Annotated in this window: 22 protein-coding genes and 1 pseudogene; 7 read left to right on the forward strand and 16 right to left on the reverse strand. The window is 70.8% G+C overall.

The window, feature by feature from the left end; genetic code table 11:
* Window positions 1–46 precede the first annotated feature (46 nt).
* The 10 genes from M6G65_RS32145 to M6G65_RS32190 form a co-directional block, all read right to left on the reverse strand.
* Window positions 47–1,792, reverse strand: coding sequence for a methyl-accepting chemotaxis protein (locus tag M6G65_RS32145; RefSeq protein ID WP_250103358.1), 1,746 nt, complete (start codon window positions 1,790–1,792; stop codon window positions 47–49).
* Window positions 1,789–2,151, reverse strand: a complete 363-nt coding sequence (locus M6G65_RS32150; protein ID WP_238194294.1) for a hypothetical protein — start codon at window positions 2,149–2,151, stop codon at window positions 1,789–1,791. Before M6G65_RS32150 ends, M6G65_RS32145 begins: the two co-directional genes overlap by 4 nt.
* 85 nt (window positions 2,152–2,236) lie before the next feature.
* On the reverse strand, window positions 2,237–4,624 hold the full coding sequence (locus tag M6G65_RS32155) for an EAL domain-containing protein (RefSeq protein WP_250103359.1): 2,388 nt from the start codon (window positions 4,622–4,624) through the stop codon (window positions 2,237–2,239).
* Between the two features lie 143 nt (window positions 4,625–4,767).
* Window positions 4,768–4,959: a hypothetical protein gene (locus M6G65_RS32160; protein WP_238194296.1), complete on the reverse strand. Its 192-nt coding sequence runs from the start codon at window positions 4,957–4,959 to the stop codon at window positions 4,768–4,770.
* Window positions 4,960–5,010: 51 nt separating this feature from the next.
* Window positions 5,011–5,313, reverse strand: a complete 303-nt coding sequence (locus M6G65_RS32165) for a DUF3140 domain-containing protein (protein ID WP_238194487.1) — start codon at window positions 5,311–5,313, stop codon at window positions 5,011–5,013.
* A gap of 54 nt (window positions 5,314–5,367) precedes the next feature.
* Complete coding sequence (locus tag M6G65_RS32170; protein WP_238194297.1) at window positions 5,368–5,880, reverse strand: DUF892 family protein; 513 nt, start codon at window positions 5,878–5,880, stop codon at window positions 5,368–5,370.
* Between the two features lie 134 nt (window positions 5,881–6,014).
* Entirely contained in the window at window positions 6,015–6,929 is a 915-nt protein-coding gene (locus M6G65_RS32175) for a manganese catalase family protein (RefSeq protein WP_250103360.1), read from the reverse strand.
* Window positions 6,930–6,990: 61 nt separating this feature from the next.
* A complete protein-coding gene (locus M6G65_RS32180) occupies window positions 6,991–8,169 on the reverse strand; it encodes an MFS transporter (RefSeq protein ID WP_238194299.1) in 1,179 nt (392 codons plus the stop codon).
* 47 nt (window positions 8,170–8,216) lie between these two features.
* Complete coding sequence (locus M6G65_RS32185; RefSeq protein WP_250103361.1) at window positions 8,217–9,257, reverse strand: MFS transporter; 1,041 nt, start codon at window positions 9,255–9,257, stop codon at window positions 8,217–8,219.
* Window positions 9,245–9,424: a hypothetical protein gene (locus tag M6G65_RS32190; RefSeq protein ID WP_250103362.1), complete on the reverse strand. Its 180-nt coding sequence runs from the start codon at window positions 9,422–9,424 to the stop codon at window positions 9,245–9,247. The genes M6G65_RS32185 and M6G65_RS32190 overlap by 13 nt, the downstream gene beginning before the upstream one ends.
* A gap of 120 nt (window positions 9,425–9,544) precedes the next feature.
* Between M6G65_RS32190 and M6G65_RS32195 the strand changes: the two genes are divergently transcribed.
* From M6G65_RS32195 to M6G65_RS32215, 5 genes are all read left to right on the forward strand, one after another.
* The gene (locus M6G65_RS32195) at window positions 9,545–10,738 is read left to right on the forward strand and encodes a glycosyltransferase family 2 protein (RefSeq protein WP_238194301.1); all 1,194 of its coding nucleotides are present in this window, start codon (window positions 9,545–9,547) and stop codon (window positions 10,736–10,738) included.
* The gene (locus M6G65_RS32200) at window positions 10,731–11,237 is read left to right on the forward strand and encodes a DNA polymerase ligase N-terminal domain-containing protein (RefSeq protein ID WP_373323651.1); all 507 of its coding nucleotides are present in this window, start codon (window positions 10,731–10,733) and stop codon (window positions 11,235–11,237) included. The genes M6G65_RS32195 and M6G65_RS32200 overlap by 8 nt, the downstream gene beginning before the upstream one ends.
* 14 nt (window positions 11,238–11,251) lie before the next feature.
* Window positions 11,252–12,394: an acyl-CoA dehydrogenase family protein gene (locus M6G65_RS32205; protein ID WP_238194302.1), complete on the forward strand. Its 1,143-nt coding sequence runs from the start codon at window positions 11,252–11,254 to the stop codon at window positions 12,392–12,394.
* Window positions 12,391–13,002, forward strand: a complete 612-nt coding sequence (locus tag M6G65_RS32210; RefSeq protein ID WP_250103363.1) for a class I SAM-dependent DNA methyltransferase — start codon at window positions 12,391–12,393, stop codon at window positions 13,000–13,002. The genes M6G65_RS32205 and M6G65_RS32210 overlap by 4 nt, the downstream gene beginning before the upstream one ends.
* A 355-nt stretch (window positions 13,003–13,357) precedes the next feature.
* Window positions 13,358–13,642, forward strand: coding sequence for a hypothetical protein (locus M6G65_RS32215; RefSeq protein ID WP_238194304.1), 285 nt, complete (start codon window positions 13,358–13,360; stop codon window positions 13,640–13,642).
* A 342-nt stretch (window positions 13,643–13,984) separates the two neighbouring features.
* Here M6G65_RS32215 and M6G65_RS32220 read toward each other — a convergent pair.
* A pseudogene (locus M6G65_RS32220) lies at window positions 13,985–14,854 on the reverse strand (metal-dependent phosphohydrolase).
* A gap of 288 nt (window positions 14,855–15,142) precedes the next feature.
* Between M6G65_RS32220 and M6G65_RS32225 the strand changes: the two are divergent.
* Window positions 15,143–15,868, forward strand: a complete 726-nt coding sequence (locus M6G65_RS32225; RefSeq protein ID WP_250103364.1) for a DNA-binding protein — start codon at window positions 15,143–15,145, stop codon at window positions 15,866–15,868.
* Window positions 15,869–15,955: 87 nt separating this feature from the next.
* On the opposite strand, the gene M6G65_RS32230 is transcribed toward M6G65_RS32225, so the two are convergent.
* A complete protein-coding gene (locus M6G65_RS32230; protein WP_238194306.1) occupies window positions 15,956–16,231 on the reverse strand; it encodes a hypothetical protein in 276 nt (91 codons plus the stop codon).
* Window positions 16,232–16,697: 466 nt separating this feature from the next.
* Between M6G65_RS32230 and M6G65_RS32235 the strand changes: the two genes are divergently transcribed.
* Entirely contained in the window at window positions 16,698–16,889 is a 192-nt protein-coding gene (locus M6G65_RS32235; RefSeq protein ID WP_238194307.1) for a hypothetical protein, read from the forward strand.
* Here the strand turns inward: M6G65_RS32235 and M6G65_RS32240 are convergent.
* From M6G65_RS32240 to M6G65_RS32255, 4 genes are all read right to left on the reverse strand, one after another.
* On the reverse strand, window positions 16,886–17,254 hold the full coding sequence (locus tag M6G65_RS32240; protein WP_238194308.1) for a hypothetical protein: 369 nt from the start codon (window positions 17,252–17,254) through the stop codon (window positions 16,886–16,888). The genes M6G65_RS32235 and M6G65_RS32240 overlap by 4 nt on opposite strands.
* A 235-nt stretch (window positions 17,255–17,489) precedes the next feature.
* Entirely contained in the window at window positions 17,490–17,903 is a 414-nt protein-coding gene (locus M6G65_RS32245) for a DUF6634 family protein (protein ID WP_238194309.1), read from the reverse strand.
* A complete protein-coding gene (locus M6G65_RS32250) occupies window positions 17,900–18,205 on the reverse strand; it encodes a hypothetical protein (RefSeq protein WP_238194310.1) in 306 nt (101 codons plus the stop codon). Before M6G65_RS32250 ends, M6G65_RS32245 begins: the two co-directional genes overlap by 4 nt.
* Window positions 18,196–20,478 (reverse strand): AAA family ATPase, encoded by a 2,283-nt coding sequence (locus M6G65_RS32255; protein WP_250103365.1) that lies wholly within the window; start codon window positions 20,476–20,478, stop codon window positions 18,196–18,198. The genes M6G65_RS32250 and M6G65_RS32255 overlap by 10 nt, the downstream gene beginning before the upstream one ends.
* Window positions 20,479–20,489: the final 11 nt, after the last annotated feature.

Here is a 20,489-nt window from a genome sequence, read left to right on the forward strand (position 1 = left end):
GCGCATCGGGGACCTGATCAGGCGGGGCTGATCGGACGCGGCTCCGTCAGGCCGCCAGCCCCAGGCCGCCGTCGAGGGCCCGGTGACGCAGGCCGGCGCGGATGTCGAGGCCGGCCATCCCGCCATCGGACCACGCGACCACGGCCGGCATGCGGGCGCCGTCCGCCGCCTCGAACTCGACCGCCTCGCCCGGCGCGAGATGCGGGGCGCCCGAGACGCGGGCGCCGTGGGAGGAGACCTCCACGAGGCGCACCGGGTGCCGCCAGCCGCGCGCGTGCAGGATGGCCGCCTCGTCGACGCCGACGCGCACGGTCCCGCGACGCTCGTCCAGGTCGGTGGTGACCCGCTGGACGAACTGGGCCACCGAGCGCGCGAGGTCGGCGGCGACCGCCTTGAGGGACTCGGACGCGGCCAGGGCCGTGCCGGCATGGCGCCGCGTCTCCCGGGTGGCCTGGGAGACCGAGACGGCCCCGGCGTGGGCTTCGGAACTGCCCTGCGCGACCTGGGCCACCGTGCGCGAGATCTCCTGCGTCGCGGCGCGCTGCTGGTCGACCGAGACGGCGATGGAGGTCGTCAACGCGTTCACCTCCTGCGTGGCCGACGCCATCGCGTGGACGGAGCCGACAGTGCGCCGTGTCGACGCCTGGATGGCCTCGACCTGGGACACGATCTCGTCGGCCGCCCGCATGGTCTGGCCCGACAGCGCCTTCACCTCGGAGGCCACCACCGCGAAGCCACGGCCGGCGGCGCCGGCGCGCGCCGCCTCGATGGTGGCGTTGAGGGCCAGGAGGTTGGTCTGGTCGGCCACGGACTTGATCAGGCCCATGACGGTGCCGATGCGGTCTGCCACGACCGCGAGCTGCTCGACCTCCTCGTTTGTGCTCCGCGCGATCTCGGTCATGTGCGCGATGAGCCCGCGCGCCCGCTCGGTCTGGCCGGCGATGTCGGAGATGGAAGCGCTGAGCTCCTCCGCGCCCGCCGAGACCGAGAGCACGTTCTGCGCGGTCGCCGACGCGGTGGCCTCCGACGTGGCGGCCTGGCGGCTGGACTGCTCGGCGACGCCGCTCAGCGCCAGCGCGGTCTCGCGCATGCCGCCGGTCTCGCGCTCGACCTTGTGCTCGATCTCGACCAAGGCGTCGCGGAACTCGGCGACGACCTCGGCGAGGCGGCGCTGGCGGTGGGCCTCCAAGTTGCGGTCCTGGCTGGCCGCGGCCTCGGCGCGGCGCTGCGCCAGCACGCTGTCGGCGGCCTGCCGGGTGGCCGCCTCCGCGGAGGCCAGCGCCCTCGCGAGTTGCCGGGCGGCCAGCACCAGGGCGGCGGCCTCGGTGATGAGGACGACGGCGTGCAGGACGACGCGCAGGTACTCGGCCCCGTTCGGGAACACGGCGGCGGGGTAGAGCACGTTCAGCGCGAGGTGGTGGACGGCCACGACGCCGGCCGCCACCAGGATGGAGGACCAGCAGCACCAGCCGGCGGCGACCGCGAGGGCGGCGAAGAAGACCATGTGCAGGTCGATCTGCAGGTGCGTGCCCGAGGAGGTCAGCACCAGAAGGCCGACCAGCATCATCAGGGCGGCCGACGAGAGGTGGCGCGTGATGGCCGCCGCACCATGCCGGCGGGCGGCGGCGAAGGCCGCGCCGGGCAGGAGGAGCGCGAGGACCGTCACGGGCACGGGCATGACGTCCCGCCACCAGGCGAGCGCCGTGACGATGGCGGCGAGCACGCCGAGCGCGCCGAGCATGACCGGCAGGAAGGCGAGGCGGAGGCGGTCGAGGCTGCTGCTGTCGGTCATGACGGGGATGTGCCGGTTCGGTTCGAGGGAAGCCGGAAGCCCGGCAGGCATGTGCCGAGCGGGCCGGCGGCGAGGACGAGGAGGGCGCCGGCCCGGCGCAGGTCGGCGGCGGCGTCGCGCCTGGAGGCGTCCACCACGGCGACGTGCCCACCGGTGGAGAGCCACAGGATGGAGGCACCCGAGGCGGCGACGGCCTTGGGGACGGGCGCGTCCGGGAAGAGGGTGAGCACCGCGACCGGCTCGCCGGGGCGCGGCGCGAGGGCAAGGGCGACCGGGGCGAGGCCGCAGCCGGCGACCAGGGCGCAGGCCAGGGCGGCGCCACGGAGCGGCGGGCGTGTCGTGGAAGGGTTTCGTGTCATGCGGCCCTCCATGCCTGTCCCCCGTCCAAGCCGACCCGACGAACTTACGCGTGCGAAGTTAACGCTTGCCCCATTGCCGTTCGGCTCAAGCACGTTTCCGGTCGTCGGCGTTGAGGGGAATCGTGCCATGCGTGTGCCGGGCGAACTGCGCGATGGGCGAAGGCCGGCCCATCAGGTAGCCCTGGGCGGCATGGCACTGCTCCGTAGCCAGGAAGGCGAGTTCGGCCTCGGTCTCGACGCCCTCGGCCAGGACCGGCAGCCCGAGGCCGCGGCCCAGGCCGAGCACCGAGCGCACGATGGCGGCGGTCTGCTCGTTGCTGTCGACCGAGCGCACGAACGAGCCGTCGATCTTGATCTTGTCGAACGGGAACGAGCGCAGGTTCGACAGGGATGAGTAGCCGGTGCCGAAGTCGTCCATGGCGATGCGCAAGCCGAGCGACTTCAACTGCCGGAGGGTCAGGAGCGCCCGGTTCGGGTCGCTGATCAGCGCCGTCTCGGTCACCTCGACCTCAAGCCGCTGCGGTGCCAGCCCGGTCCTGAGCAGCACCTCGTGCACGAGGCCGACGAAGTGCGGGCTGTGGATCTGCACCGCCGAGACGTTGACCGCGATGGACAGGGGCTGCGTCCAGCTCGCGGCCTCGCGGCAAGCCTCGCGCAGAACCCACTCGCCGATCTGAAGGATGGCGTCGCTCTCCTCGGCGATGGGGATGAACAGGGCGGGTGAGACGAACCCGCGCTCCGGGTGCTTCCAGCGCAGCAGCGCCTCGAAGCCGATGACGGCGCCGCTGCCGACGTCGGTCTGCGGCTGGTAGACGAGGTGCATCTCGCCCCGGGCCACGGCGTGGCGCAGGTCGTGTTCCAGCAGGCGGCGCTCGCGCACCTCGACGCCCATCCTTGCCTCGAAGAAGCGGTAGGTGCCGCGGCCCTCCGACTTGGCGCGGTAGAGGGCGGTGTCGGCGTAGCTGAGGAGGGCGGCCCGCTCCTGCGCGTCGTCCGGGTACAGGGCGATGCCGATGCTGGTGGCGACCTGCGGGCCGTTGCCCGCCGCCTTCACGGCGCGCAGCGCCTCCAGGATGCGCTCGGCGAGGCGGCCGGCCTCGGAGGGCCCGTCACAGGGGGCAAGCACCGCGAACTCGTCGCCGCCGAGCCGGGCCACCATCTGCGCGTCGTCGAGCTCGGCGGAGACGATGCGGGCGACGCTCTCCAGCATGGCGTCGCCGGCGGCGTGGCCGAAGAGATCGTTGACCTCCTTGAAGCGGTCGAGGTCGAGGCACAGCACCGCGAGCTTGCGCCCGCCCGCGTCGGCGGCCCGCATCTCCTGGTCGAGGCGCTTTCCGAAGCTGGCGCGGTTGGCCAGCCCGGTGAGCGCGTCGTGGTGGGCGAGGAACTGGATCTGGCTCTCGGCCTGACGCCGGGCGCGGAGGTCGCGCACCGCCACCGCGTAGTGCGAGCGCCCCGCATGCTCGACCGGCTGCATGATGACCTCGACGGGGACGAGGGTGCCGTCGGCCTGCCGGAGCTCGGCTTCGACCGGGCGCTCGGGCTGGCCGGCCAGGGCGAGCCGGGCCGCGTCGCCCGGTAGGTACGCCGACAGCGTCGTCCCCGCGAGGCCCGCCTGCGGCAGGCCGACGAGCTTGGCGAAGCTCCGGTTGGCGCTCACCACGGTGTCGCCGGTGCACACGACGAGCCCCTCGACGGCGGCGTTGGCGAGGCTGTGCAGGCGCTCCGCCTCCACCTTCGAATGCCGACGGTCGCGCACGTCGAGGGCGAGCGCGGCGCCGGCGAGCAGCAGGATGGCGAAGCTCGCGAGCGCCACGGCCACGGCGAGCCACGCGTTCGGGACGGCGGACGCCGACACGGCGAGCGTCGGGTCGGGCGTGACCGTGACGGCGCCCATGGCGGTGAAGTGGTGGCTGCAGATGGCCAGCAGCAGCAGCAGGGCCGCCGGCAACTGCCGGGCGAGGCCGCGGGCCCCGACCTGCGCCGCCAGCGCCGCGCCGCCCAGGATGCCCCCGAGCGCGAGCGAGGCGGCGACGGTGGCCGGGTCCCAGGCCTTGTGCCCAGCGACGTCGTAGGCGGCCATGCCGGTGTAGTGCATCGCGGCGATGCCGAAGCCGACGATGGCGCCACCGGCCCAGGCCGCCACGCGTCCGCCGCCCAGCACCGCGAGCGAGAGGCCGGAGCCGACCAACAGGACGGCGATGACGAGGGAGAGGCCGGTGAGCGCGACGTCGTAGCCGCTCGGCACGCCGGGCGCGAAGGCGAGCATGGCGATGAAGTGCGTCGCCCAGATGCCGGAACCGCCGGCGGTCGCCGCCACGGCGAGCCAGCCGGCCTGCGCCAAGGCCCTCGCCCGGCGCGCGTGGCTGACGAGGCAGACCGTCGTCAGGGCCGAGAGCGCGCAGACGGTCGCCGCCAGTGCGACCAGGCGGAAGTCATGGGACTCGGCGAGGCATCCGACGACGGTGAGCATGGGGCGACCCCGGGTAGGTTCGAATCCCCATGGTGCGCCCCATCGGTGTAGATCGATTTAATGGCGTGCGACCGACATGGGGATCCACAGGCAAAGCCTCGAAGCTTTGCTGCGGCGCGCGGTCGCAATTCTGGTTTCGTCGTTCAAGCCTGGGCTGCCGCGCCGAACGCTTCCAGCGCCATCTTCCCCGCGGACGCGGCCTCCTCCGGGGAAGCGTACGGTTCCGGCGAGACCCGGACGGAGACGCCGTCGGCGTCGGTTAGGTGCCATCGATACTGACCGTGGCTCTCGCCGCATGCCTCGACCGTGACGGTCACGGGGGTTGGGTCGTCCATGCCTCAAGTGTCCTTCAGGGGGTCGTGGCCCCAGTTCATCAGCGAAAGCCGCTACGGCGACTCTTCTTCCGTGTCCTTTTCCTGGGGGCCGCCCTGCTTCAGGTGCCGGTGGACGTAACCGACTACCTTGCGCATGTGCCCGCAATCGTCGTCCGTGAGATCGGATTTCTTCTTGTGCAGCATCTCGACGATGCGTCGGCCTTCCCCGTGGCTGGTCGCCTCGCCTCCATCCCTCTTCTGGACGACCGACTGGCTCTCCTCGCTCTTAAAGCGCTTCTGCAGCGCGGAGGCCGTCATGTTCACGACGTGCTTGAATTCCTTGTAGGTCCCCTTGGAGTCGTGTTTCTCCTCGATCACCAACTCCCAGAACACGAGTCGGGCGGGCTGGACGACCGCCCCGGGTGAGGTTCAGCTATCGGCCTTCGAGCCGCCCAGCGTCAGGTCGAGGTAGGTTTTGGTGACCGGCTCGATGAGGGCGGCGATCTCCTCCGCCGCCTTCGTTTCCTCGTCGACTGCGGCGCGGAACCCCGCCACCTTGTCGGCTTGGCCAGCCCGCTCCGCGATGACGGCGAGCGAGCGGTAGGCCGCGACCCGGTCGTACTGGTAGGCGTAGCCCGCGTAGAGGTTCTTCAGGGTCTCGTCTTGCGCGACGGCGTGCACGGCCGCGCCGATGGTGCCGGCGACGCTCGTCGCGGTCTCCTTCAGGGTCGAGACGCTCTCGCCGATGGCCTCCAGCGCCGTGTCGAGGCGGGCGATCTGACCCTTTGTGGTCTCGACGTGGCGGCGCAGGACGGCAGCGTAGTCGGGATAGCGCTCCAGGCCGGAGAGCTGGCGCTCCATCTGCTCCAGGCCCTGCCGTTCTAGGGCGCGCGTGTTGCGCAGCGCGCCCGTGTAGATCCTGCCGATGTCCGTGCTGGCCATGCCGTCGTGGCTCCTCGTTGGTGTCGGGTTCGCCCTCCGACGTGAGGGGTGTGCCGCCGTTCCTGGAACCGACTGCGGCGGAAGCGCCCCGCCAAGCCTGGGCGACGCCGGCAAGGCATCGCCCGCGACGGTGGTCAGCGGCTCTTCTTGTAGAGCTTGCTCGCGATCTCGAAGATCTCCTCCGGCGCGTAGTCCGGAGCGAACGCGCCGTAGTTGCCGTCGAGCTCGGGGATCTTGCCGCCCTCGGGGGCGCCGTCGGCGACCTCCAGGTTGCCCGGTGGGTCGCCCGGCAGCGCGACCTCGTCGTTCGACCACACGCCGGCCGCCTCGGCGTAGTCGTCCGGGCTGAAGGTGTAGAGCCGGCGGTGCTTGCCCTCGTCGAGGTACTTCTGGCACTCGGGGATGCGCGACAGGTCGATGTTGGGCGTCGGCAGCATCTGCTCGATGGCCACGCCGGTGAGCTTCTTCAGGGCCAGGGCGTAGGCATGCGCGTGCAGCGAGCCGCGCACAAGAAGGTAGCCGCAGACCTCGCGCCCCGTCGGCTCGGTCATGGTCTCGTAGACCCGTAGCTTGTGGATGCGCGCGCCGCATTCCAGGTGGAAGTTGTGCAGCAGATCGATGATCAGGTTTCCGGTCGTCGTCACCATGTCCATGTTCCAGGACGCGGCGTTCGAGTTCATCGGCATGGCGCCGCCGCCGTTCGAGAGGAAGCTCCCGGCGAGCCGGATGTCCTGCATGTCCTCGAACGGCGCCTTCGAGACGTCGACGTTCTTCTTCGGGTTGCCCGGCCCGTTGTTGAGCAGCGCAATGCCGGTCGAGACGAGTTCGACGTGGCCGATCTCTTCCGCGAAGATGCTCGACACGAGGCTGTAGAACGGCCGGAGCTTCTCCTTGTTGCGGAAGTTGAAGCTCTGGAACATGTAGTTCCCGAGTGTGGACATCTCGCCGTACTTGCCGCCGAGCAACTCCTGCAGGGCTGCGGCCGCGTTGGGCTCCGGCCTCTTCGGCACGGGCAGCTCCGTCAGGAGCTTGTCGATCTTCATGAACATGGCAGGGGTCTCCGGCCGCGCAGGGGTGCGCACCGGGGAGCTAGCGCAAGCAACACGTAAGTCAGGTCGCGCGACGCTCGGTCGGCGCATCAGCCCGGTCCAGGCCGCCCAAGAAGGGGAGCGCCGACGCGCACAGCGCGGCCATGGCCCAGAACGCCCCGGCGCCGAACGCGCCGTAGAGCAGGCCGCCCGTCGCGGTCAGGACCGCCGAGGCCACGCCGAGCCCGAGCGTGCCGTAGAGCGTCTGGGCGCTCGCTGCGAGGTGCTCCGGCACGACCCTGGCGATGAGGTGCATGGCGGCGAGATGCAGCAGCGCGAAGGTCAGCCCGTGCAACGGCTGGACCATGGCCAGGGCCGGAACCGAGGCCGTCGCGGCCATGACGGACCAGCGCAGGACGCCCATCCCTGCCGCCAGCGTCGCGGCCCGGGCCGTCCCGAGGCGCGCCAGCAGCCAGGGTCCGACGAGGACGAAGACCAAGACCTCGGAGACGACCGCCTCCGACCAGAGCAGGCTGATCGTGCCCGGACCGATGCCGGCCGCGCGCCAGCGGAGGACTGCGAAGCCGTCGTTGAGGGCATGGCTGCCGATCACGAGCGCCGCTATCACGAGCATCCGCCGGAACGGCGCGAGGGCCAGGAGTTCACGGATGCCGCCGAAGCCGAGGCTTGGAAGCCCGTCCCGGGCTGGCGCCGCCGGGACGCGGGCGGTGGCGGCCGCCGTCACGAGGAACAGGATGCCGCTCGACACGATGATGCTCGCCAGGCCGGCCCGGGCGACGAGCAGCCCCGAGGCCAGTGTCCCGAGTACGAAGGCCGCCGAGCCAGCGCCGCGAACCCAGCCGTAGGAGAAGGTGCCCTCCCGCTCCGCCGCGGCGAGCGCGAGCGCGTCGGCGAGTGGCGCCAGGGCCGCGATGGCGCTGGCATGCAGCACGCTCACGGCCAGGAGCGGCCAGAAGCCGTAGCCAGCGAGGTAGGCGAAGGAGATCAGCCCGGACGCGGCAGCCGCGATGCCAAGCACGGCCCGCGTGGCGTCGTGTCGGTCCGCGAGGTGACCAGCGACCGGTCCCGCGGCGAGGCGCATCAGGGTACCTGCGGCGAGCGCGAGGCCGATCTCGCCCGGGGTGAGACCGCGCTCGCCGAGGAAGCTCGGGAGGAAGGGGGATTCGGTGCCGTAGGCGGCGTAGAGCGAACCTTGCAACAGCACGAAAGCCGGGAAGGAGCCCATAAGCGCGCTGGGCACGGTTTTCGTCGCTCCGCTCCGCGCATCCATCCGCCTGCTCCGAGCCGTCAGGCCGGATCGGCGGACGCGCCGTCAGTCTGACCTGTCCGGTCACGCAAGCCCAGCACCCGGCGACCGGCCATCCACACCGCGAGCCCGCCGGCGGCGATGGCCGCAAGGGCAATGAAGGAGGTCGAGAAGCCGAGGTATTGCGCGACGAGCCCGGCGACCAGCGGGCTCGCGGTGGCGCCCGCACCGTAGGCGGTCATGACGCCGCCGAGCCCGGCATTGGCGTGGCCCGAGCCCTCCATCGTCTCGGCCACCAGCGCCGGGATGGCGACGCCGCCCAGGCCCATCGCCAGCCCTTCGAGCAGCTGGACTGGGATGACCAGCCACCAGGAGGCCGCGAACGCCGCGAGGATGCCGCGGGTTACGACGAGTCCGAGGGCGATGGAGAGGACACTGGCGTATCCCCAATCCTTCGCAATGCGGGCGGCCAGAAGCGCGGCCCCGACCATTGTGGCCTGCGAGACGACGGTCATCACGCCGGTCGTCAGGCTCGGGTCGGCGCCGGCGGCCGTGCGCGCCTGCGCCAGGAACGGCAGCATGGCGCCGTTTGCTGTCTGGTACGCGAACACGGTACCCGCGAGGAGCAGGAGCGGCTTGGTCTCGAATAGCACCCGGACGGTCGAGCGCTCGTCCTGCTCGCCGCCGCGCGCGGCAGCGTGGTCGATGCGGCCCTTGTCGATGGCGAGCAGGACCCCGCACGAGGCGACCGCCATGACCACGATGGCGATCGCTACGAAGCCGAGCCCCAGTGTGTAGCCGAGCACGCCCGACAACGCAGCGTTCGCGGCGTTGCCGGCGTGGTTGTACGCCTCGTTCCGCGAGACCTGCTGACCGTAGGCCTTCTGCCCGACGATGCCGAGCGTCACGGCCGCGACCAGCGGGGCGATGCTGGTGTCGGCGACGCCGATAACGAGTTGCGACAGGCCGATCAGCCAGAGGTTGTTCGTCGCGACCAGGGCCACGGCTCCCGCGGCGATGCCCAGGACCGCCGTGGCGAGCGCAGCGCGCTTGTACGCCGTTCGGTCGATCAGCGCGCCCACCGGCGTCGTGGCGAGAAGCCCGGCCGGCCGGCGAGACCCATGGCGAAGCCGGTCGCCGCGGGGTCGAAGCCCTGCTTCTGCAGGTACACGCCCAGGAACGGCCCGAAGCCCTCGCGCGCTCCCGCCAGGGCGAAGTTGAGGGCGAGGAGGCTCGTGGCTGACTGCATCTACTGCCCCGGATAGCGGTCTTATTGGTCGCAGGTCGCCTCAGGAAAGGATTCGCCTGTCCTAAGTTGGTTTTCTGGGCCGCCGGCATGCCTGTTGCGGCTGCCGGAGGTCGTCGGGCAATGGAGCTTGAGAGCGCTTGCGGGGGCTTCGATCCGGCGCCCGCGCTCAGGTGCGTGGTCGCCATCCCGGTCCGGAACGAGGCCGAGCGGATCGGCGAGTGCCTGCGCGCGCTCGACGTCCAGGAGGGCCTTGGGGCAAGCGAACTCGGTGTCGTGCTGTTCCTGAACAACTGCACGGACGGCACCGCGCACGTGGTCGCAGCCCTGCCGCATCCGCGGCGCCTCGTCGTCCGTGTGATCGAGCGCGTGTTCGACGGCGCCAACGCGGGCTGGGCCCGGCGCGAGGCCATGGAGGCCGCCGCGGACTGGCTGGAGGAGGGTGGCGGCGACGCCGCCGACGGCGTCATCCTGACGACCGACGCCGACAGCCGGGTGCCCGCGGACTGGGTCGCGCGTAACCTTGCGGCCATCACGGACGGGGTCGACGCAGTGGCCGGCCGGATCGCCCTCGATGAGGCTGACGCCGCACGCCTACCGGCAGCGCTTCATGCGCGGGGCAGCCTCGAAGGCGCTTACGAGGTCCTCTTGACCGAGCTTGAGGCGTTGATCGATCCGGTTCCGCACGACCCCTGGCCGCGCCACTGGACGACCTCGGGGGCGACGCTCGCGGTCAGGCTCGGGACTTACCGCCGCGTCGGGGGGATGCCGCCGCTCGCCGTCGGCGAGGACAAGGCGTTCGTCTCCTCGCTTCTGTCGAGCGACGCGCGGGTGCGCCACGACCCAGACATTCTCGTCGTCACCTCGGGCCGCCTCGACGGGCGGGCGCCGGGCGGCGCGGCGGACACGATGAAGCTGCGCTGCGAGGTGCCGGAGAGCCCCTGCGACCCGCGTCTGGAACCGCTGCCCCGCGCCTTGTTTCGGTTCGCCTGGCGACGGCGGCTGCGTCGCCTGCATGCGTCCGGGCGGCTGCGGCGCGACCGGCTCTGGGCACCCTGGCTCGGCGTCCGTCCCGACGATGCGGCGGCCATCCTGCGGCTGCCGGCCCTCGGCGCGATGCTCGCCGCGGTCGAGGCCGCCACCCCGCACCTGGCCTACCGCCCGCTTCGCCCGCGTGAGCTTCGGGCCCACATCCGCATGGCGACCGCGGCGTTGACGCTCCTGCGCGGCTTGGGTCGCTTTGGCCGGTCCGACCGTTCAACCGGCGCCGCGGGCAGGTTGCGCGGGACCGCCGTCGAGCGGACCGGCAATGCCTGAAGGTGCCCCCCTGATTTACCGCGTACAGAAGCACGCCGCGCGCCGGCTGCACTACGACTTCCGGCTGGAGTTCGGCGTCCTGAAAAGCTGGGCGGTCACGCGAGGTCCGAGCCTCGTCGCGGGCGAGCGTCGGCTCGCTGTGGAGGTCGAAGACCATGGCCTGGACTACGCCGACTACGAGGGCGTGATCGCGCCGGGCAGCTACGGGGCGGGCGTGGTGCTGCTGTGGGACCGAGGCACCTGGGAGCCGGACGGAGCCGCTGGGACTGCGCTCGCCGCAGGGTCGCTCGCGTTCACGCTGCACGGCGAGAAGCTGAGCGGTCGATGGCGCCTGACGCGAATGAAACTTCGGCCTCGTGAACGGCATGTCTCCTGGCTGCTCATCAAGTCCCATGACGAGGCGGCGCGTCGACCTGGCGAGCCGGACATCCTTGAAGAGCGACCGCTGTCGGTCGTGACCGGCCGCACGGTAGAAGACATCGCCGCCGCGGCGGCCTGACGGGAGGGAGGCGCATGGACCAGAGGACCCCGCCCGACCTGGCATACGATGCGGTCGCGGCAGCCCGGCAAGTGGCCGCCGCCGCTGCGGCTCGCGCGGCGGGCCAGGACCGCGACGACGGGTTTCCGGTCGAGGATGTCGCCGCCCTGGGCCACCTGGGCCTGCTCGCGGCGCCGATCCCTTCCGGAGAAGGCGGTGTCGGCCTCGGCGAGGAGCCGGGGGCGTGCGACCTCGCGGCGGTGCTGCGGCTCGTGGGGTACGGAAGCCTCGCACTCGGGCGCATCTACGAGGGCCACGTCAACGCGCTGCAACTCGTCGCCCGTTATGGCACCCTCACACAGGGGGGCCGCCTGTTCGCGGATGCGCGGGCGGGGCATCTGTTCGGGGTGTGGAACACGGACGCGCCCGGTGAATGCCTGCGGCTGGGGGACGATCGCCGGCTCCGCGGCGTCAAGACGTTCGCGTCGGGCGCCGGCTACGTCACCAGGGCCCTCGTGACGGTCAAGCGGGAGCCGGGCGCGCCGCCGTTGATGCTCGTCGTGCCGCTGGAGCCCGGCAACCGCGCCGACCTGACCGGATGGCGGGCCCATGGGATGCGTGCGTCCGCGACTGGCACCGTCGACTTCGAGGACATCGCCGTCAACGAGGACGAGATCCTGGGCACTTGGGACGATTACCATCGCCAGCCCACGTTCTCGGGCGGCGCTTGGCGTTTCGCGGCGGTGCAGCTCGGGGGCATCGAGGCGGTGTTCGATGCTTGGCGGGCGCATCTCGCCGCGATGGGGCGCGGCGGCGACCCGCACCAGCTCGCCCGCCTCGGCGAAGGTGCCATCGCGGTCGAGGGCGCACGGCACTGGGTCGAGCGCGCCGCGCGGATCGTCCACGAGGACGATCTCGCGCCCGAGCGCATCGTCGCGTTCGTCAACCTGGCCCGTCTCGCGGTGGAGAGGGCCGGCCTGGACGTGCTGCAGCTCGCCCAGCGTTCCGTCGGCCTGCAGGGCTTCCTGCGCGAGCATCCCCTTGAGCGGCTCTCGCGCGACCTCGCCACTTACCTGCGTCAGCCCGCGCCGGACCGGGCGCTCACCACCGCGGCGGCGGAGATCCTGGACAGCGGGGAAATGGCCAATGACCTCTTCGAAGCGCGGGTGCTCCGATGACGCGCCACGACCATTCCCTGCCGGCAAGCTACTTCGGCGAGCGCTACGCGGCGAACCTGGATCCCTGGGATTTTGAGACCAGCGACTACGAGCGGGCGAAGTACGCAGCCACGCTCGATGCCCTGCCGCGGGACCGTTACGCCTCCGTCCTGGAGGTCGGCTGCTCCATCGGCGTGCTCACCGAGGTGCTGGCCCGGCGCTGCGACGCCCTGGTCAGCCTCGATCTGGCCGAGCGCGCGCTGGAGCGGGCTCGCGAGCGGTGCCGGGACTTGCCCCACGTACGATTCGAACTCGCCCAGGTGCCCGGCCAGTGGCCGGAGGGCACGTTCGACCTGATCCTGCTGTCGGAAGTCGTCTACTACCTCGACGCCGGCGACGTGGCGCGCTTGGCGGACCGGGTCCAAGGCTGCCTTCGGCCAGGCGGTGAGGTGGTGTTGGTGCATTGGACGGGTGAGACGCATTACCCGCTCACCGGGGACGAGGCCGCCGAGCGCTTCATCGATGGCACGCGAGCGTTCCTGCGTGTCCAAAGCCAGTCCAGGACGGACAAGTACCGGCTCGATGTGCTGGCTTGCCACGAAGACGCGCGGCCCCGGGCTTCAGCTTGACGGTCGGACGCTCGGAACGGGTCTTGGGCGCGACCGGTCGATGTAGGAGGCCAGATGCATCCTTCTCGGCTTTCCGGCGCGCCATCCCGCGTCCGACATCGAACAGGGCATCATCGATCTTCGGCTGGAGCCATTCGGCGGCACCGGCGGCCGATCCTGGTCCTGGCCGACTTCTTCGAAAGGATCGTCGCCCCGCAGTTGCGGGCCAAATACCCGGGTGCCGAGCGGGAAAGGGCGGGGCGATGACCAGGTTTCGTCGACAAGGGGGAGGCGGCGCAAATCCTCGATGCCGATGAACGGTTTGATCCGTCTCGGCGTTGGTTGTCCCCGAACGTCATATCCAGGAGGAACGCCCATGTTGACGCGGACACTCAGTCTCGCGGCGCTGTTTTCGCTTGCGCTTTCGGGGGCTGCCCTTGCCCAGACGCCCGCTGGCGGCGGCCGTACGGAAGGCGATATGAACAACCCCGGCAGCGTGAAGAGCAACTCCGAGAAGGCCGCGGAACGGACGGGCTCGATGGGTGTGGGAGCGGCGCCGGGCACCAGCGGCGGCCCCCGCGTCAGCACGCCCGGCGCCCCGGCCGGCAGCAGCATGGGGAATGGGGTGACGGGCAGCGGGGCGGCCCCGAGCGGCAAGTAGCCTTTGCGCCCCGCACCCCCTGCGGTGACGGGGCGCCTTCCTTTGACGTTGGTGAGCCGGAGGGGCAGTCTGGGCTGTCCTCACGAGGGACACCCGCCGGCCCGGTCCGAGTGGCCCCCCAGCCTCGTGGGCCTCGTCGGTGCCTGATCGTCGTAGATCTGCCTCGGGGATGCACGACGGTCGGGTTTGCCGGCCTCCCGGAGGAGTCCCCCGGAGAACCAAGCCTTGGGTGATATTGTCGCCGAGCGTAGCGGGTGCCGCGTAGCGTTACTCGGAATGCGTTACGCGTAACGTGCAACAGGGAAAAGGTTCGGGCGCCGCTCGGAAGGTATTCGTCGCGGGCTACGAACCACCTTCCCGTGATCCGCCGGCATGCGGGCCCATGCGGCGGCGGTCGTGCTCCATGGCGAATACGTGGGCGTAGAGGTTGGCCATCCAGCCGCGTCCCTCGACCGTCAGGTCCAGGAAGCGGGCCGCGTCTCCGATCACCGGCTCGACCTTCGACCAGAAGAACGCCGGATACCGCTCCGCCAGGTCGGCCGGGCTGTCGTAACCTAGCTGGCAGTCGAGCCCGACCTCGGCGAACTAGTAGAACAGGGCGTTCAGCTTCCGCGGGTAGAGCGGGTCGCCCAACTGCCCGATCAGGTCGGCGGCTCGCATGAGGCCAGCTTCCGTGCCGGTCTCGCGGTGCTCGTCGTCTTCCGGAACCGGGAAGCGGGTTAGCTCGATGGCGCGTATCACCCGTCCCGCATCGGCGAGGTCGTGCGTGCCGAAGCGTTCCTGCACCGCCAGCTTGGAGCGCTCGATGTGGTAGAACGCCAGCGCCGCGTCCGAGGCCCCGCGCGGCAGGCTAACGGTCGTGCCCTGCGCGTCGACGACGAAGGCGTCCGCCCGATCTCCCGAGCAGACGCCGCGCACGTAGCCGATGTCGTGGTAGAGGGCGGCCACGATCATGTGCAGCCAGTCCTCGGGCGTGACGCCCTGCTGCAGGAAGCGCCCGCGCAGGATGTCCTGTGCGACGAGGGTCACGAGGGTCGTGTGGTCGCCGTCGTGGTAAAGCGCGTCGCTGCCGACGATGCGCTCGATCATGAGGCGCGCGGAAGCCTCGATGATCTCGGCGTAGCGCGGCTCGCGGCTGCCGAAGGTCCGCTGGTAGGTGAGCGCGAGTTGCTCGCCCAAGGCGTTGGCGACCACCTTCGTCATGTCGAACATGGCCGTCACCTCGCGTGCGGGCGGAAAGCCGGCGCGGCGGGTTTCACGCCCGTCGGCCCGATGAAACCTATGTCGGCGCGGGCCGGCCGACACCGTCCCCTGGACCTCCGAGCGCGCCACGGCGTACGGACGCCGGCAACCCCTCGCGCTTCCTCCGCCCTGGACACTGCCGGTCTGCCACACGGCCATTCGGTATCGCATGCCGCGTAACGATACCTGTCACGCGCTATGGGAGTCACGATCCGTTAACCGTATTCGCTCACCCTCATGCCGGGAGGGCGGCCCGCGATGGTGACCAGGAACGACGTCTTCAGGGCCGCGGACGAGATCCGCGCCGGCGGACGGGAGCGGGTCTCGCTCCGCACGGTCAGGACCCGGCTCTCGGCGAACCTGGGCGCCGCAGGCTCGCCCAACGACGTCGGCCCACTCCTGAACGACTGGAAGCGGGAGCGGGAATACAGCCCGGCAATCGAGCTCGCCGGCATGCCCGAGGCGGTCTCGAACCAACTGGCTGCGGCCGGGGTGGCGCTATGGAAGGCGGCCCAGGCCGAGGCCAGCGCCATCTTCCTTCGCGACAGGCAGCGGATGCGGGAGGAGGTCGACGGCGAACGCCAGATGCGGAACGAGGCGCTCGCCTTGCTGGATGGCCACGAGGCGGAAGTCCGGCTGCTGGCGGAACGCGTGGCGACGCTGGAGACCGAGTTGGCGGAGGCGGAAAGACACCTGCAGGAGGTCCGGGCCGACGCCTACTGGGAACGCGTCGTGCAGGAGATCTGGAGGATCCTGCCGCGGGCGGGTTCCCTTTGTGTCCAGGAGATCGAGCAGCGTCTCGGGGCGGATCTCGTGGAGGAATGCAAGACCCACCGGGAGGAGTGGGGGCACAGGACGCTGAGGAAGAAGATCGAACAGCGGATCTTTCACAAGAAGCTCTTCGCCCGGGCCGAGCGCGGGCGCTTTCGGAGGCGGACGCCGAAGGACGACACGAAGGGCGGGGGGGGGGGGGGCGTCGCGTAGACCGCCGGCGACGGGGCCACACCGGGAACGGAGGCGCCGCACGCTGCGCCGGCATCCGGTCGGCCGGGCTGCCCCTCCCGCGCCCGTTCAGAGGGTCTCGCCGTTCCGCAACTTGATCCGGGGCGCGTCGCGATAGGCATGCCCCAGCCATTCCGCCCAGCGGGCCAGCTCGGCCGCGGTGGCGCGATACGGGATGCCGGTCATGGCGCCGACAGACGGCACCCAGATCCTGTCCTCGTCGTTCCACCAGTACCCGTCCCGAAATAGGTGGTAGCCCCCGTCGTTGGTGAAGATCTCGACCTGTCCGTCCGGGTAGCACCACATATTCCCGAAGGTGTCCCAAATGATCTGCCGGATCCGCATCCTGGCCGCGAAGACCTCCTCGTCTGTCGCTCCCTTTCTCTGAAGATCGCGCAGGCGCTCGATGGCCGCCCAGCGTTCATCACGCCCTCTATTGAGGCGCAAGGCAGCGATCTTGCCTCTGAGGTCGGCAATAGCGGCCTCGCACGCCTGCACATCGGCCTCGATCTTGGCAAGGTGTGGTAGGGCACGACGTCCTTAGTGAACCTGTCAAGCTTTCGGGCCCAGGATGTGGTGCTGACGTTGAACCTGAGGGCGACGAGAAACGGTCGGTAGCCATGCCGGAGTGTGTGCCGGCGCCGCCGGGATCGAGCTAGGGTGTGTATTGAACACCCACCCCTAGTCATTCCTGCCGGGGCGCGAGCCTGTCCACCTGGGCCGCGTGGATGGCTCGGCGCCGGAGGGAGACTCCTCCGTGTGACTTGCCCCTCAGGCCCGCGCAGCGCCCTTCAAACGTCGTGGAGTCGACGTGTCGACGGACGGCCTCCTGACCCGTGGGGGGCACGAGAGCGGCCCGGAGCGCATCGACGATAGTCGCATCTTGTTGCCGGGGATCTGGCGCACCGGCGTCCCGCAAAGCCTGGCGTTCGGCGCGCTTGCGGGCGCGGTCGGCATCGCGCCGGGCCTGATCCGCGAGGAATTGGCGCACCGGGCTGCCTAGTCCCCGGTCCCGAGGTTGGCCGCACCGCTCGCGCACCAGGGCTTGTTCGAGGCGATCTCCCCGGCGTCGACGAACAGGATGAATCGGCCCAGCGTCCCTGTCTTGACCATGACGAGGCCCATGCTCCGGACCGCGACTCCGCGGCCCGTCTTGGCGCGCCACCGGCCAGTCCGGATGTCGCGTGTCTCGCAGCGCGCCGAGACCTCCCATTCGCCCGCGCCGGTGCGCCGGAACATCAGCCCCGTCGTCAGGACCTTGTGGCCCCGCCGCTCGACGGCGCCGGCATCCCAGCGGTCGCCATCCATCGGGGCAGCCGCCGCCGTTCCGGTCGCCAAAAGGGCGGCCAGGGAAATCGCGATATGCATCGAAAACTCCGCTTGAAACTTGCCTTGTGCGCCCGCGCGGGTACTGTCTGCAGCCGATCTCGGCCGACCTGCGCCCGGCGCGGGTCTCAGCACTCGGAACGTAGGACTGCGTGCGGCATTCGTTCCCATCGCGCGTGGTTTGTCATTTCGGCCGCCGATCGCGCGCGCTTTGTCCCGGTGGCGCGCGATTTGTCACCGACCGCCACCGCACAGCCATGCTCTGGGGGAATGCAGGCTACCGGGGGTCGAGCCCGTAGTCGGGCAGGCTGCCGAGAAGGTCGTCGATCTCCTCGTCCGTGGGCGGCGTGTACGGCGCGGCCGGGGGCGTGGGCGGCTCGGGCTCGGGCGTCGGGGCGGGGCTGCCCAAGCGATAGAAGCGCCCCTCCGTGCGGACCCAGCCGTCGCCGCGTGCGATCAGGGGCGATGTCCAGACATAGGTGCTGCCCAGGCGCGGGTGACCAGTCACCTGGCCCTTGAGGCTCGGTTTGTCGGACCCCGGGTACGTGGTCTCTTCGTACTGGTCGATGAACGGCGCGTCCGCGAGATCCTCAGGGGACGGCGTCCAGCCAGAGGCGAGGAGATCGGCGTCCCGGGCCCGGGAGCGGTTGCGCTCAGCGATCTCGGCGAGCGACGGACGGCGGAACCTCATAGCGGAACTCCCCTCGAATACGGCAGGTCGATGCAGGTCCCTAGTCTGAGCAGGCCCGTGGAATAGGACCAGGCCCACCGGCCGATGCCGTTCGCCGGCTCGTCCTCGATCTGCTGGACCGTGCTCGTCGTCACGCGGGTTCCGTCCGGATACCGAGGGTGCCCGGAGATGACGCCGGTGAGCACCGCCCCATCCGCGGCCTGGTCGTCGGGTTCGAGGAGCCACTCGTCGAGCAGCGGCGCCGACGAGATGCGGTGCAGGTCCGCCGGCAGGCTGCCGCGGTAGCGCTGTCTCAGCGACATTCGAGCCCCCACGCGCTGCCATCCGGATCGAAATACAGCCACCGGCACGCCGTGACCTGCATCCCGCCGGCCGTCACGAAGGACGTGAACCGGTACGGGTCGAAGAAGATCTGCTCGCCCTCAGGGGTGCCATCCATTCCGAGGCCATGCGGCAGGTACGCCCGGTGGCCGCGCGCCCACGCACAGACCTCCCTCTGCCCACGGGCGCGGATGCGTTCGACCGCCGGGACGCTGACCATCAGCGTGGCGCAGCTCAGGCAGGCCTGAGGCATGTGGTAGAGGACCCGGCCGTTCACCCGCACTGACCATAGGCGCTTGCGCGTGTGCCAGTAGACGTCGAACAGGAGACGCGGGCTGTAGTAAGTGTAGCCGTCCGTCATCGGGCCGCCTCCGTGCGGTCCGGGTGGCTGAAGGCGGCAGCCCGGCACAGAACCCTGGCCTTCCTGACGGCGAGGTCGGGGTCGATCTCGCCCGCGAGGAGCTCGCGCTCCAGCTGGTACGTGAAGAGGATCGCGGCGGCGGCCACGCCCTCGTTCACTTGCTTTAGGTCCACGCGCCGGCTGACGAGCACGCGGTTGATCATGATCAGCCGCTTGGGCAGCACCGGTTGGATGAGGGAGAACGTCATGGCGGCCTCCATCAATGGCGCGGGGCCAGCGATTCACGGGTGGCGAGAATCGCCTCCACAAGTCGGCGGAGCGACCGGATGCTGCCCGGGCGCCGGCGTCCTGGACCGCGGCGAGCTCCTCGCCGTCGAGTTCGGGACACCAGTCGAGATCGAGTCCCCGTTCTCGGCGGACGTCGGCGAGGATCCCGTCGACCAGCGCGGGGACGTGCTCTCGGCCCGGGGTCTGGACGTCGATGACGATGAACCGGTCGAGCAGCGGGGTAGACAGGCCCGTGCGGCTATTGGCGGTCGCCAGGAAAGTCATGCCCGACAGGTCGACTTGAGCCTCGACGTAGGGGTCGAAGAACCGGTCCGCGTGGTCGAGCATCGCCAGGAGCGTATCCTGGAGGTTCCCGTTGTGCCGGCTCTCGCCCGCCTTCTCGACCTCGTCAAGCACGATCCCGCACGTCGCCAGCCGGTGTGCCTTGGCACGCTGCAGGGGCACGCATCCGCGGCCCGTGCCCCATTGCCGGGACGTCCCGCCGAATGACCCGTCGGCGACGCCGGCGCAGGCGTAGACGATGCTCGGCAGTCCCATGAAAGCGAGGATGTCCGTGGCGAGCCGCGTCTTACCGGCGCCCGGGCGGCCCACGAACAGGATCGGCGGCAGCGTGGCGTACGGCCGCCCGACGGCGTGGCCCAGCGCCCGGTCGACGACGCCGGCGGCGTGGGGATGCCGCGCCACCAGCGCCGCCCGGGTCTCGGACAGGTCACGCAGCGGCAGGCACCGCAGGCGCTCACCGGCAATGCCGGCGAACTCGGCCCGGGGCGTGCTGCCCGTGCTGCCGCGGCTGCCATCCTTCGCGCTACCCGGCAGGTGGCTGACGGACTGGAGCACGGTTATCCCGGGCTCGCTCGCACCCGCGGGCCGCCCTTCGTTGAGAAGGTCGGCGACGACGCGGTTGGCGCGGTCGTGGTCCTCGTCCCGGGAATCTTGCCCAGTGTCGTCGCGGACGGCGCCACGGGGCTCGTCCGCCCCTGCTGCGGCCTGGGTGTCCGCGAGGCGGAGCTCGCGCCAGAGCTCGATGTTGTCGGCGTCGCGCTCCATGTCCGGGACGACCATCTCGCGGAGCCTCGCGATGTCCGCGTCCCTCGTCGGGTCGAATATCTCGGCGATGATCCGGTGCCCGACCTCGCGCAGCACGGCGACCGTGGTGAGCATGAGGTTCAGGATGGCGTCGTCGTGCTGTCCCGACGCCGCGACGCTCACGGCGTGGTACGCCATGCACGTGCAGACGTAGTGCCCCATGAACGCGCCCACGAACCGGAGGCGTTGGGCGATCTGGCCGCAGGCCCACTGGACGTCGGTGGAGAGCTCGTCATCGAGCTCGCACCGCGCCGCGCACTCCGCCGCGGCGACGACGTGGTCGACCGTCGGGGCGTCCTGCAGGGGCTCCAGCAGCGCGACGAGCGTTGCCGGCAGGCCCTTGGTCTCCACCTGGATGGCCCAGGCGCGGACGTCCGCGTAGGCGTTGTTCCAGCAGAGACCGGCCCCCTTGTAGAGGCTGTCGAGGTCTGGCGGGTTGCCGGGGAGGGAGTAGGCAGGAGGGGTCTGCAGGCGCAGCGACAGGCGCGCCTCTGCAACCCGCTTCGGGTCCAGGGTCATCGGAGTTCCTA

This window comes from Methylobacterium tardum (assembly GCF_023546765.1).
In the GTDB taxonomy this organism is placed as follows: Bacteria; Pseudomonadota; Alphaproteobacteria; order Rhizobiales; family Beijerinckiaceae; genus Methylobacterium; species Methylobacterium tardum.